The sequence below is a fragment of the Candidatus Clostridium eludens genome (assembly GCF_045310515.1).
Lineage (GTDB): Bacteria > Bacillota > Clostridia > Clostridiales > Clostridiaceae > Clostridium_B > Clostridium_B eludens.
Window position 1 is genome coordinate 164,484 of the sequence record NZ_JBJHZX010000004.1, and the last position, 12,757, is coordinate 177,240.

Genomic DNA, 12,757 nt, shown 5'->3' on the forward strand with positions numbered 1-12,757 from the left:
AAAATTGCTATGTAAATTTTTACCATGAAATATTATGTGAAATACAATATAACTTCCTAAATTTACTTAGGAAGTTATATTTACTTAATTCTATATATTCACTTTTACCTCATGTTCTCCTTCTTCCAGAAAAGGTACAATTTTGTTGTCAATCTTATTACCATCCAGCCATACTCCTTTTTCTGAATGTTTCTCAACTTTTATATTGTATATACACTGGTCTCTAGTATACTTTATGCTGTATTCTTCCCATCTATCTGGTATACAAGGAGAAATTGTAAATCCAGCCTCTCCTTTAAACTTCATTCCTAAAATTGTATCTATGCCAGTTGTATACATCCATCCAGCAGCACCTGTATACCAGCTCCAGCCTCCTCTTCCCACGTGGGAATCTATTGCATACACATCTGCTGACATTACATAAGGCTCTACTTTATAAATTTCACAATTTAAATAGGTCTTAGTATGATTTATAGGGTTTATCATAGAAAAGGCTTTATATGCCCTATCATTATGACACATTTTTGCCAGTGCTAAAACTGACCATATAGCAGCATGAGTATACTGGCCTCCATTCTCTCTTACTCCAGGTATATATCCTTTAATATAACCTGGTTCTAAAGAAGATTTATCAAAAGCCGGGGTAAGCAGCAGTATAAGTCCTTTATCTTCTCTTATAAGATTTCTTTCAAGGGCATCCACAGCTTCTCTGGCTCTAGATTTTTTTGCAGCCCCTGATATAACCGCCCAGGATTGGGAAATGGAATCAATTTGACACTCTTCATTTTCAACAGAACCAAGAGGAGTGCCGTCATCAAAATAAGCCCTTCTATACCAGCTTCCATCCCAACCATTTTTCTCTATATTTTCTCTTATGAATTCTTTTAACTTTAAGTACTTATCTGACTGCTCATTATCTTCTTTAAATTTACATATTAATTGAAATTTATCCAATATACTGTATAAGAACCATCCAAGCCATATACTCTCACCCTGGCCTTTATTTCCTACGGTACTCATACCATCATTCCAATCCCCTGAACCCATAAGGGGTATGTTATGAGGTCCAAATTTTAAAGATTTTTCAATGGCTTTTATACAATGTTCATAAACGGTTCCCTTCTCTTTAGAAACATTAGATATTTTATATCTTTCATCCTCTCCATCTTTTAGCTGATCATCCTCCAAATAAGGTGCCTCTTCCTCCAATATACTGTAATCTCCTGTATTTTGTATATACTCTGCTACCACATAAGGCAGCCAGAGCAAGTCATCTGAAAATCTGGTTCTGATTCCGCTTTCTACAAAAGGATGCCACCAATGCTGTACATCTCCTTCTAAATACTGCCGTGAAGCACTATATATTATATGGTTTCTTGTTATATCAGGCTCCAAATAGCAAATTGCCATTACATCCTGGAGCTGATCTCTAAATCCATAGGCTCCACCAGACTGATAAAATGCAGTTCTAGCCCAATATCTGCAGGTTATAACCTGATACATGAGCCATCCATTTAACATAATATTCATGGCATCATCTGGAGTATGAACCTTTATAACATTAAATAGCTTCTCCCAATAATCTTGAACCTTCTCTAATTCTTCAGTACAGCTTCCTATATTGTTATATTTTTGAATAACTCTGCTTATTTCTTCGAAGCTGTCTTCCTGTCCTAAAAGAATTAAGATCTCGGTCTCTGAATTTTCGTTTAATTCTATTTTTATATTTTCAGCAAAGCAAGGATCGACTCCTGCTCCAACCCTACCAGAAAAATTTTCAGACTGAAGACCTTTAGGAGCTGATACATCTCCCCCTCTGCCTATAAATTCTTCTCTACTTGAAGTATAGGATAAATTTTTTCCGCCTAAGATTTTCATATAACATATACCTTTACTAAAGCACTCGCTATACGGATTTCTAGCATATATATATTGCTCCTTATTGTTAAATCCCGTATATATATACTGTGATGTCTGTTCATGACAAACCCCCAGCACTAATTTTGCATAATAACTTAACGAGAGTTTTCTTTTGCCTCTGCCTATATTTTTTAATCTCACCCTAGAGATTTTTACACTATCATCAATATCTGCAAACACAGTCATTTCTCCTAATATTTCATTAGCTTCATGTTTAAATGTAGAAAATCCAAAGCCATGCTCTATTAAATATTCTCCTGAATCTCTGACAGGTTTAGGGGATATGCTCCATGTTTGTTCTGTAACATCATCTTTTATATATATAGCTTCAGCTTCACTATCCATAACTGGGTCATTTGACCAAGTTGTAAGTTTATTTTCCCTACTATTTTTATTCCAGGTATAGGATACTCCATTTTCAGAAATGTGAAATCCAAACTTTTTATTTGAAATTACATTTATCCAAGGAGCAGGAGTATTACTGTAATTTTTCAATATTATAAAATATGACTTTCCATCTTTAGAAAACCCTCCTATATCATTGAAATACTGAAGCTCTGGAATCTTAAAACTATAATTTGAGCTGTTCTTTTTATTTATGACTACATCTCCATATGACCCTATCTTCTCTTCTTCAGTATCTTTAAGATGTTTAATTAACTCTCCTTTTTCAGCATCTATTACAATTCTAGCCACAGCTATAAAAAAATCTATATCTTTTTGATTCATGGTACTGCGGTTGTATACAAACACTCCTCCTGATGCATTTTTTTTACTCAATCTTCTAGAATTTACGGCATCCCGTATTTTATCTTGAAGTAATTGTACATAGGAAGTATCTTGTAAATTTAACAGAACCAAATCTACCCACAATCCTTTCAGACTCCAATATTCATGGGCAAGCAAAAGCTGTCTTACAAGTTCCATATGACTCTCATCTCTTATAATTACAAGTACTATAGGTAAATCACCTGAAATTCCATAAGGCCACAATGCGGACTGGCCTTTTTTTATTTTAGAAATATATTTATACTTATCCTGGAACAAGTTATTTATAAACAAAATTTTTGATGCTATCTTCTGATACATATTTACCTGATTTGATCTTGTTCCTAAATATTGCATTTCTAATTGGACTTCTGTCCATGAAAGTTGAAATATTCTATTTACATTAGACATATTTCTATATTTACTTGCAAGTTCAATCGCCTTTTCCCTGGAATCTGTAACTATAGTGCTATAGGCTACTTTGGAAGTTTTTCCTGGTTCTATAAGTAACCTGATTCTCATACTTACTATAGGATCAATTACTGCACCTACTGATTTAGTCAGCTGAGCATCATTATCCATGGCCCTAGGATTTATAAGATTTCTGTTTCTGCCTATAAAATTAACCCTACTAGTTTCATATTGAACAGAACCTACTTGTTTTCCCTCTACCGCTATAGTTTGCATAAGCCACAGCCTTTCTTCATCTTTAGTCTTAGGCCTTCTACTTGCAATAACACACGTTGGTTCCTGAATAAATTCAGTTTCTATAAATAGATTGCCAAAGGCAGGGTGAACCAGATCTGCATTATAAGGTGCAAGAGTTACTTCAAAATAGCTTGTGATTTCAACTTCTCTTTTGTAATCACTACTATTCGTAATTGAAATTCTTCTTACCTCTCCTTCATCTTCCTGAGATACAGTAACCTCAGTATAAGTTCTTAAGTTTCCATCTTTTCTCTTGAATTCCGATTTATCAGGTAAAAATATAACTTCATATTCTTCTCCTTCATGCTTACATGGTTCAAAAGTAGCACTCCAATACTCATTTGAATTTATATTCTTTATATAAAAGAACATTCCCGTATTATCCGTGGTAGCATCTTCACGCCACCTGTACACCATAGTGTTTTTTCTTTTGCCGTATCCGCTTCCACTGTTTGTCATCATTAAAGAATAACTTCCATTTGAAATTATATTTGTTTCAGGAGTTTTAGTACCTGCCGTAGTATACTTTCTTGCAACCATATTTTCTTCTTTCAATAATAGTTTTGCCTCTTTACTATGTTCTTCTCTATCATAAACAATAGCCTTCGGAACCTTTTCCTGTAGAAGAAGTTCTACAGACTTCACCCTTGGAATTCTATGAAATCTTTCTTGAAGAATATTTTTCATTAATACATTATCTAAAGACATAAAACTCATTCCCTGATGATGTATCATAAAGCATCTAACTATGGAACTTCTATTCCCTTTAGGTAACCTTTCACTTGTATAATCTATAGCATCATAAAATCCATACCTGCCTTCAGCTTTAATTTCCATAAGTTTTTTTATGTTGTTTAACGCACTGTTAAAATCAACTTGAAGTGCCATTACAGAAGCATAAGGAGAAACTACTAATTCATTAGTGAGTCCTCTCTTCAAACCAATTCCCGGAACTCCAAAGGCCTTATATTGATATATATGATTTACATCAAAATCATAATATGCAGATTCTGAAATACCCCAAGGAATCTGGTTTTTATCTCCATATGTTTTTTGTACTTCAACTATATATTTATAAGTTTCACTAAATAAGGTATCAGGAAACTTTTTCATGATTATAAGAGGCATTAAATACTCAAACATGGTTCCAGACCAGGAAACTAATCCCTTACCTCCACCTACAGAAGTCATAGATCTCCCCAAATTAAACCAATGGGCCTGCTCCACTTCACCTTTAGCTATAGCCACAAAACTAGCCTGCCTTGCTTCTGATGCAAGTAAATCATAGTAATTTTTACCTAAGGTGTCTTTTTCCACATCATACCCTATGGCAAAAAGCTGTCTTTTTTTACTATAAAGCATACTAAAGTTATGTTCTTTTCCCATATTAGATAAGATATCCCTTATAGTCCTTATTTCAAATATAAGATTCTCTGCATTTGACTTAGTTGTTAATAAAAATTCTTTCACATTCTCTGTGTCATTAAAGTCCTTAATTATATTATCAACAACTTCAGGAATCTTTTCTAGGCATACTTCATTAGCTAATTTATTAAATCTATACTTGGATTTTTCCAATTGTGAATTCTTATCCACAAAATCAATCCATGGGAAAAATTTATCTAGCTCACTTAAAATTTTTACAGCCATATTATTGACTTTCATATTCCAGTATAGCTCCACAGATTTTTGATTAAATTCCGTAGATATTTTTATTAAATCATGTAAAAGCGGCTTTAATAGAAATATATTATTTTTACCTTCTAATCCATAATTATCCAAGTAGTCACCACTAAACTCTTCTATAAAATTTTTATACGCATCTTTAATTTCAAGTCTTTTATAGATTTCTTCTTCTGCCAATTCCAAAGTATCTTTTAATCCTAAGGTTAAGTTCCTGTTTATTAAAGGGTATTTCATATATTCATCTAATGTTTCTTCCACAAGCCATATATATCCCACAAGATTTCCACTGTCTACTGTAGATATATACCTGGGATAAAGGGGAGTTTTATTCTTTATATCATACCAATTATAAAAATGTCCTTTATATTTTTCTAGTGACTGCATATTTAAAATTATATTGTCCAATCTGTACTGAAGCTCTGATATACCTATGTAGCCTAAATCATAGGCCACTATATTGGAAGTAATCCCCATGGCCATATTAGTTGGGGAGGTTCTATAAGCTATTCCTTTATAAGGCTTTTCCTGATAATTATCTGGAGAAAGCCAATTAGTTTCTGGAGCTATAAAATCTTCAAAGTAAGCCCAGGTTTCTCTACTAAGCTTTCTTAATAATTTCTTTTCATCTTTACCTATTTCTTCTGATTTGTTACTTTTTCTCTCCATACTTATATTAAATGCTACCCATGGTGAGAAAAACCAAATTATGCAAAATGGCAGTATTAAAAGTGCCCTTTCCACAGAATTCATAAAACCTAGGAGGGCTACAATAATTCCAATAGCACTGCCCACCCACATTGAACTTAAATAATTACTGAACTCTTTTTTTGAAACTGCCTCTACATCTGCTGCAGTCTGCCACTGAAGTAAATTTTTCTTACTTATAAAAACTCTGTAAAGGGTTCTTATTATAGCATCTAACATTAGATATGCCTGATAAGGCAAAAAACTTAATATTAAAAAAAACTGTTCTATGGCAATTTTAAAATTGCTTACTTTTCCCGACAGACTTATTCCTTTTACAGGAGAAACTACAGTTTCTGATACATCAAAAAATATAGGACATAGTAATGAAATAAGAGCTATTAAAAGTAAATTATCTGGATCAGAAAATAAAGTTAATGCCACTATAATAAGTACTATTACTGCTGGACTTACCACACTTCTTCTTAGATTATCTATTATTTTCCATTTAGATAATTCATTTAGAGAATTTTTCTTAAATATCCATGGAATAAGCTGCCAGTCACCCCTGACCCATCTATGAAGTCTTTTACAACTGGAATTGTAATAGGCAGGATATCCATCTATAAGTTCTATATCTGTTACAAGTCCGGCCCTTACATAAGATCCCTCCAATAAGTCATGGCTTAATACAGTATTTTCAGGTATCTCATCCTGTAGGATCCTGTTAAACACATCTACATCATAAATACCCTTGCCTGTAAATATGCCTTCATCAAATAGATCTTCATATACATCAGAAATGGCACTGGTATATATGTCTATACCTGTTTCCCCCGAAAAAATATTTGAGTACAGGGTTTTATTTGCACTTAATACACTTACACTTACTCTAGGCTGCATCAATCCATGTCCTCTTATTACCTTTTTATTTTCTTTATCCAAATAAGGTAAATTTAATGGATGAGACATGGCTCCTATAAGCAATTTAGCTGTATCCTTTGGAAGTTTGGTATCTGCATCCAGTGTTATTACATATTTTACATTATATAAATTGGTTATATCTCCACCAATAACATTATAACTAGTATTAATATCACCCCTTATAAGAGAATTAAACTCCATTAATTTGCCACGTTTTCTTTCCCAGCCAATCCATTTTTCTTCTTTTTCATTATATTTTCTATATCTATTTAAAAAATAAAACTTATCTTTTCCATCCTTACTATATTTTTGGTTAAGTTTTTTTACTTCATCCAATGCAGCTTCTATTATTAATTTATCATCACTTTCCTCTTCACAAAAGCTGTCTTTAAAATCCCCAAGTAGTGCAAAATATAAATTTTCTTCCTCATTAGCCAAATAATATACTTCCATATCACTTATAAGGCTTTTTACCCTATGGGGATTGTTTATTAGGGCAGGGATTACCACTACTGTGCTAAATTCCTCGGGTATACCCTGTTTGAACTCCATTTTAGGTATAAACTTAGGTTCTACAAGTTTATTTATACTCCAATTAAATATAGATATAAATATTTCACTGCTTGGTATTAAAAGTACAATAACTCCCACTATGTATTTCCATACAGACAAATTCTGTGTATAGAGATTCATTCCATTTATTATCAAGTCTAAAAAAATAGTGCCAAATATTATAGTACCTATATAGAAACCAGTTGTTATATTATTTTCAATTCCAGAATCAACCTTTGCATATTCTTCACCGCTAGATTTTATCTTTTTTTTAAGACAATCCATGCCCTTGTCAAGCAGATAATATCCCACGTGATTCTCATATATCTCTCCTGATGCTTCTTTAGCACATTCCACGGCCTTTCTTGCTATGAAAGACTCTGGTACTTTTATTTTTTGGGACAACTTTTCTATCTTATGCCTATAATAATCTCTGGAAGTAAAATCCATTTCCTTATAAATTCCTGCGGGATCTTCCTTTAAGACCTGCTCTACATAACTTAAACGTTCAAAGTTTTCCTTCCACTTTAATGCAGATACTTCTCTTATGCCGTTAACAGAATTCTCCATGGAAACTTGATATATAGCCTGTTTCTGATGATTAATATTTACTATTCTACTAGCACTGCTGTCCTCTTTATCTAACTCTTCATCTATCCAGTCATATACTTCAGTATTTTCTATAAAGTTATCTCTTAACACTTTTATAAATCTTTCTGCAAAAGGAGATGTAAAATTTATTCTTTTTCTTTTTAATCTTTCAATTTCCACATTTATATTACTACCAGAGCTTATAATATTTTCTGCTACAGCCTCCGCTCTATTTCTCTCTTTTTGCATAAATACTATACTCTCTGTTATATTACTTATGTTTTGAATCAAGGCTATTCTAAGCATTATAGGCAATGCCCAGAGTTCACAACTTTTTAATACTGTATTTTCTTCATATGCACTTATAAAAGTCTCTATGGCCTCTTCACTTACTGTACCATAGGTACACAGCAACATTTCTCTTGCAATATAGTATATTCTAGGGTATCCCTTCATAGATCCCTTGGTAATTACAGGAAGCTCCCTGTAATAATTCCCTGGCATATTAGATTTTATATCCTTATATTCCTTTTTTATCAAATATAAGTTATCTAAAAGCCATTCAGCACAAGATACTACTTCTGTTCTGTTTTTAATTTCGCCGTTAAAAAAATTATATCCGTCTAAAATATTTTTATAATTTTTATCTAAACTATCAATTAATTTTTTCTTACAGCCTCTCTTTTTAACTTCTGCCGGTATAATTGATATTTCTCTAGCATAATTTTTTAACTCTTCCTTACCTAAATTAAGTGTAGGAATATCATCTACCATATCTTCGTCTACATCACTGCACTTGTTTAAATTTTTATAAATTATTGCAAGGAATATAATTATGGCTATACCTATAATATAAAGCATAAAAAATCCATCCTTTCCTGTGAAAAAGAATTGTACTTTCATTATTGTTCCCAATAAAAGCACAAATTATAAATTCACAAGTAGAATGGAATGTAATTACAACATTATTTCATTTTGTATCATATCATAGAAACTCTGCCTTTTAGAAATTAACTTGGATTCTCCATCCTTCACTAAAACCACTGGAGGAATTGGAATTTTATTGTAATTGTTCGCCATAGAATATCCGTAGGCTCCTGTAGTAAATACAGCCAATATATCTCCTGTTTTAACTTCTGGAAGTTGTACATCTTTTATCAATACATCTCCAGATTCACAAGATTTTCCAGCTATAGTCACCACTTCTTGGAATCCATCCTCTACCCTATTTGCTATAGCACATTCATATAGGGCATTATAAAGTGCCGGTCTTATATTATCCGCCATACCGCCGTCTACAGATACATATTTTCTTACCCCTGGAATTTCTTTTATTGCACCTATAGTATAAAGAGTTGTTCCTGCATTTCCTATTATGGATCTTCCAGGCTCTATTATTAAAGATGGTAATTTTATATTTAATTCTCTTGATTTGGCTTCTGCCTTTTTTAATATGACATCACAGAAATCTTCTACAGTTTTAGGCTTATCTCCTGGAGTATAATATATACCAAATCCCCCTCCAAGATCTAATTCCTCTACTTCATAGCCAGTTTCATCTTTTATTTTCCTCACTAGATTCAGCATAACTTCAACTTCATCCTCATAAGGTTTGGTTTCAAATATCTGTGAACCTATATGGCAGTGAATACCTACAAATTCTATATTAGATAAATTCATAGCTTTTTTTATCATATATATAGTTTCACCATTTATCATGGTAAATCCAAATTTAGAATCTATCTGACCTGTTTTTATATAATCATGGGTATGAGCTTCTATTCCGGGAGTTACTCTTAAAAGCACTTTCTGCACCTTATTTTTTTCCTTTGCCAGAGAGTTTATCTTCTCCATTTCATAGAGATTATCTACTACAAATCTTCCTACCCCAAGGTCTACTCCCATTTCTATTTCTTCTAATGTTTTATTATTTCCATGAAAATAAATTTTTTCCATAGGAAAACCGCTTTTTAAAGCAGTATAAAGCTCCCCATCTGACACCACATCTAAATACAGTCCCTCACTATCTATTATCTGACACATAGCTAAGGTTAAAAAGGCCTTACCAGCATAAGTGACTTTATTATTTTTATGTGCTTCAAAAGCTTTATAATATCTTTTACATTTATCTCTAACTAGCTTTTCATCTATTACATAAAGTGGAGTTTTATATTCTTTTACCAAGTCCTCTGTACTTACTTCTCCAATGTATAAAACATTATCTTTAACTTCCATATTACCTATTAATCTCACACTGGTCTCCTCCTAAAAGTTTTTGCCAAAAATAGAATTTAAGTATTATAAATTGAATTTTTCTGCTATAATGCTTATTGTTTTCATTTTATCTTCCTGCTTTATAGCACAGGTAATTCTTATTTCTGATGTAGTTATCATTTTTACAGTTATGTCATTTTCTCTAAATAATTTAAACATCTTTGCAACTACTCCTGATGTAGTTTTCATTCCTATACCTACTATTGAAAACTTAGTTATATCTTCATCTATATCTATTTGATCCTTATTTTCAAAGTAAGATTTTAAAATATTTAAACATTCGTTCAAATCATCTTTTGGTATAGTAAAAGATACATTAACTTTACCCTTTATAGGTGCTGTCTGACTTATCATATCTACATTGATCTTTTTATCTGCCACGCTTTCAAATAAATTTGAAATAATATTTATATCATTCTTAATATCTTTTACTGTGATGGCTACATCTTCATCACTTGTAGCAAGTCCTGTTACTGGTTTACTTTCTAAATTCATTGTATCTACCCCCTTAATAACTGTTCCTCTTATATTACTATTACTTAATCCCACATACACAGGTATATTATATTTTTGTGCAAGTTCTATAGATCTAGAATGCATAACCTGGGCACCTAAACTTGAAAGTTCAAGCATTTCTTCATAATCTATTTCATCTAATTTTTTAGCATTTTTGTACTTTCTAGGATCTACGCTATATATTCCGTCTACATCTGTGTAAATTTCACACACACCTTTTAATTTTACAGCTATAGCCACAGCCGTAGTATCTGAGCCTCCCCTTCCAAGGGTAGTTACATTTCCTTTATCATTTATACCCTGAAACCCTGCTGCAATTACAATTTTGCCTTCATCTAAACTTTTCTTTATTTTATCCTCATTTATATCATCTATAAGAGATTTACCATACTGGCCACTTGTTTTTATTCCAATTTGATAGGCTGTATAACTTACAGCATCATATCCTAAATCTTTAATAGCCATAGCAAGTAATGCTGAGGACATCATTTCTCCTGTAGATAAAAGGGCATCTAATTCTCTCTTATCTGGATTATTCGTAATCTGTTTTGCCAGAGCTATTAAATCATCTGTAGTGTCTCCCATAGCTGACACTACAACTACCAGACTATTTCCGGATTTTACTTTATTTATTACAGTATTTGCTACATTTTTTATTTTTTCTGGAGTGCCTACAGAACTTCCCCCATATTTTTGAACAATAATTGCCATAATACTCCTCCCTAATTTGTTATTACAAAAATAAGTGCAGTAAAGGATACACCTATACCGCACAAATACGCACAGCTGTGTACCTTTGTAGCTCTCCACCAAAATATATTTCAGTGACAGCCTTACACATATTATATGCAAGGCCAAGGTTAGGTTCGCCAAACTAACCTTTCGGCTGTAATTCCTTTCTTTATTCCTCAAGCATCTACCGACTAAAAATAAATACTATTAATTACAGCACCTCTACCCTAGGCAGCCGAATTATTAAATTGCCCTAAGTTTATCATAAATTTTTACTAATTTCAACTTTTTTTTACCCGAAAACAATACTAGCTACTAGTTATTTCTTTAAAATTACCTAAAGTAACGCCTTTGTTCTAAAACCTTTGGAATCAGAAACACTCCTACCTATATTGGTTATTTTACCTGTAATACAGCTTCTACAATGAGCTGGCGTATCTCCAGTACAAATTTTTCCTGGATAAAGTGCATAAAGCTTTCTATATACACCCTCTGTTACATTTGGCATAACTACATTTGCCCCACTTTCAAGAGCTATTGTCCTGCCGTTAGGTACTAAACTTTCCATAGCCGTTGTAGCGGGAATATTAGTATCTGGCATCAATAATCTAGTTATAGCCATTACCTTGATGCTAGTTGTAAAATTTTCCCCTACTTCATCTTTTAAAGGTGTGTCTTCATGAGGAATAAATGGGCCTATTCCTATCATATCTGCATCTATGTCTTTAAAAAATAATATATCCTCTGCTAAAGATTCAAAGCTTTGATTTGGAAGGCCAACCAGGCACCCTGTGCCTACTTCATATCCTAAAGTTTTAAGATCTTTTAAACATCTTTTTCTGTTTTCATAACTCATTCCCGGATGCATTTTTTTATATAACATTTCATCCGTTGTTTCTATTCTTATTAAATATCTATCTGCTCCAACTTCCTTAAAAGCCTTATATTCTTCTAAAGTCTTTTCTCCTATACTCAGAGTCAGTGCTACATCCATTTTTTTTATGTTTGATATTATATACTTAAGTATATCTACGGTATAGTAATCATCTTCCCCTGATTGCATAACTATTGTTTTGTAGCCGTATCCCACTGCTTTTCTGGCTAATTCAATTATATCATCTGGAAGTATTCTGTACCTTTCAACATTTTTATTGTCACGCCTTAATCCACAATACATACAATTTCTTTTGCATATATTTGAAAATTCTATAAGGCCTCTTAAATGTACTTTATCTCCTACATATTTTTTTCTTACTCTGTCTGCTGCGTTAAAAAGTTCTGTATTGCAACTATCATCTTGAAATAATTGAACTATTTCACTTTTATCAAGCCTATGGGTAATTTCAGCCTTTTTAATTAACTCTATCAAATTATTTTTCATACTTTTAAACTCCTTTATAAA

At 32.4% G+C, this 12,757-nt stretch carries 4 protein-coding genes and 1 riboswitch; all 4 genes read right to left on the reverse strand.

From position 1 onward, the window contains the following. Positions 1–90: 90 nt before the first annotated feature. The 4 genes from ACJDU8_RS04255 to hydE all read right to left on the reverse strand — a co-directional run bounded on the left by ACJDU8_RS04255 (position 91) and on the right by hydE (position 12,736). Complete coding sequence (locus ACJDU8_RS04255) at positions 91–8,694, reverse strand: glycoside hydrolase family 94 protein (protein ID WP_406790911.1); 8,604 nt, start codon at positions 8,692–8,694, stop codon at positions 91–93. A gap of 96 nt (positions 8,695–8,790) precedes the next feature. After that, the gene (lysA, locus tag ACJDU8_RS04260) at positions 8,791–10,086 is read right to left on the reverse strand and encodes a diaminopimelate decarboxylase (RefSeq protein ID WP_406790912.1); all 1,296 of its coding nucleotides are present in this window, start codon (positions 10,084–10,086) and stop codon (positions 8,791–8,793) included. Positions 10,087–10,131: 45 nt separating this feature from the next. Continuing rightward, positions 10,132–11,334 (reverse strand): aspartate kinase, encoded by a 1,203-nt coding sequence (locus ACJDU8_RS04265; RefSeq protein WP_406790913.1) that lies wholly within the window; start codon positions 11,332–11,334, stop codon positions 10,132–10,134. Positions 11,335–11,414: 80 nt separating this feature from the next. Next, positions 11,415–11,588, reverse strand: a riboswitch (Lysine riboswitch). Positions 11,589–11,692: 104 nt separating this feature from the next. Continuing rightward, positions 11,693–12,736, reverse strand: a complete 1,044-nt coding sequence (gene hydE, locus ACJDU8_RS04270) for a [FeFe] hydrogenase H-cluster radical SAM maturase HydE (RefSeq protein WP_406790914.1) — start codon at positions 12,734–12,736, stop codon at positions 11,693–11,695. Positions 12,737–12,757: the final 21 nt, after the last annotated feature.

Coding starts and splice junctions, on each gene's coding strand:
- ACJDU8_RS04255 (WP_406790911.1), bottom strand. CDS start 8,694: ATGCTTTATATTATAGGTATAGCCATAATTATATTCCTTGCAATAATT.
- ACJDU8_RS04265 (WP_406790913.1), bottom strand. CDS start 11,334: ATGGCAATTATTGTTCAAAAATATGGGGGAAGTTCTGTAGGCACTCCA.
- hydE (WP_406790914.1), bottom strand. CDS start 12,736: ATGAAAAATAATTTGATAGAGTTAATTAAAAAGGCTGAAATTACCCAT.